This is a genomic window from Pseudomonas sp. HMWF006, from assembly GCF_003061205.1.
Classification (GTDB): domain Bacteria; phylum Pseudomonadota; class Gammaproteobacteria; order Pseudomonadales; family Pseudomonadaceae; genus Aquipseudomonas; species Aquipseudomonas monsensis.
Genome location: NZ_QAIU01000507.1, coordinates 1 through 2,173, shown reverse-complemented (window position 1 = coordinate 2,173; position 2,173 = coordinate 1). Strand labels below are relative to the sequence as shown.

The window sequence follows — 2,173 nt, the reverse complement described above, 5'->3', positions numbered from 1 at the left end:
CTCCGCCGCCGTGGCCGACGATCGAACCTGCCAGGTTAAGGTTCTGCGAGTTGTAGCCGCGTCCCTGACTGTAGCCGGCACTGATATCCATCACCGAGGTGCGAGTGCTGAGGTTGACCGACCCAGAGCTGCCGCCGGTGCTGCTGTTGCCGGCTTGTACCGAGTAATAGGTGTCGCTGTCTTCCGACAGATAGCCATTGATGCCCATTTGCGTGGTGTCGCTGGATTTCTGCGTGCTGGCCGAGACAAAGGCCCGTGGTGCACGGGGCTTGGAACCCAGCGGGAACGACACGGACAGGTTGATCAGCGTGTCGTTGTTCGCCGGGCCGTAATTGCCGACATCTTTGGAGTAGGTGGCGCCGATGTTGTAACTCACATCCCCCCAATAGTTGCTGTAACCGGCCGACAGGCTTTGCGAACCGCCGCGTCCCCAATAACGCTGGTCGCTGGCATTCACGTAGACGCTGCCAAATTCCTGGTTGCGCCCCAGGCTCTGGTTGACGGTCAGGTCGGTGCGGGTTTTCGAGTTGCCGCTGCGTTGCTGGCCATCGCGGCTCAACTCCTCGACGTGCTCGGTGAGGGTGCGATAGCCCTCGGTCGAGTAACGGTAGGCGGCGAGGGTGAAGTTGGTGTCGGTGCCGGTGAACGTCTTCGCATACAGCGCGCGCAAGCTGTTACCGGTGACCGTTTCGCCGAAGGTGTTGCTCATGGAGTGGGTCAAGTCCAGTGAGATCGCACCGATGGCAGTATTGCGACCGGCCCCGACGGACAACGCCTTGAAATTGTCCGTGGCCTGCACACCGACGATCCCGGACAAGTTGCTGCTGATGCCATACGCCAGTGTGCTGCTGACAAACTGCGGGGTCAGCTGATCCTCGCTGTTGCTGTTGTACTGGCCGGCCGAGACGCTGTACTTCAACTGGCCCTGACGGACCATGATCGGCAGGCTGGAAAATGCTTGCACCGTCACCCGGCGTCGACCATCGGCTTCGATAATCGTCACTTCCAGGTCGCCATTGGAACCGCTGGGGTAGATATCGCTGATCTCGAACGGCCCCGGCGGCACGTTGGCGGTGTAGAGGATGTAGTCGTTCTGGCGAATCTCCACGGTCGCACTGGACTGCGCAATGCCGCGAATCACTGGCGCATAACCGCGCTCGCTGTCGGCACGCATGCCGTCGTCGGACGCCAGTTTCAAGCCGCGATAGCGCACGCTGTCGAACAGGTCGGCATCGGAGAAAATATCCCCGGCGCTGAACTGGCCTTTGAGTGCGGTCACGTCATGTTGCAGATAGCTGCGGTTGCTCTTGAACGTGCTGGGCTGGCCGGTGCTGCTGTTGAAATTCGACTCGTTGCGCAAGCGCCAGCCACCGAGGTTGATCCCGTTGCGCAAGCCGAGGTTGTTGGACAGGGTGTTGTCAGCCTGGGTGCTGTTGCGGCTGCTGCTCAACTGGTAGTTGATGAATGCGGCGGGCACGCCTTCGTCCCACAGCGCCGGGTCGACGTAACCACGGCGGCCACGCTCCATGGCGCTTTGCGGCACGCTGACCATCAGGCGCAGGCGCGGCACGTCGTAACGCACGCTGGCATGATCGATCAGGGCGGGCAAGTCGATGCAGGCGTCGGCGTCATCAGCGGCCAGTTTGCCGCTGGCTTGCAGTTGGCCGATATCGACCCCCAATTGCTGCACCATCTCCAGGGTCAGGCAGGCCTCGACCTTGCCCGTGCCGGGGTGGCGACGGAAGTCGATATCGCGACGGCCGACCAGGGTCTCGTTGCCGTAGAAGTCGACCCGGTAAATGCCGGGTAACACGCGACTGGTGGCGAGCAGCGATTGCAGGTCAACAGAGGAGGGCGCGCCTTGCAGAAACGATGTATTGAATTGTTCTTCGTCATCGGCCAGGCAGGTGCAACTGAACATCAGGGCAATCGAAAATGGCGCCAATCCGTCGCGCTTGAGTAAAAACATGCAGGAACCCTATATCACCTCCGAAACGAACTAACGGAGCGAAGAGAAATACAGTGACAGTGCGGCTGTAGCAGCGGCACGGAAGTTATGGCGCTTCTTTATTCAAACTGGCGCGGGTATCGAGATTGTTCGAAAGTTGCGCGCTGTAACGGTCTTGTGCGCCATAGTCATTAATGCTGCTGAATAACAAGCGCACTGTATTGA

At 60.1% G+C, this 2,173-nt stretch carries 1 protein-coding gene and 1 pseudogene; both read right to left on the bottom strand.

Annotated elements, in window-relative coordinates; all coding sequences use genetic code 11:
- Positions 1-1,969: fimbria/pilus outer membrane usher protein (locus DBR24_RS22525; RefSeq protein ID WP_371921345.1), on the bottom strand; the 1,969-nt coding region annotated here is incomplete at its 3' end.
- A gap of 85 nt (positions 1,970-2,054) precedes the next feature.
- Positions 2,055-2,173 (bottom strand): annotated as a pseudogene (locus DBR24_RS33300) (molecular chaperone); the annotation flags it as partial.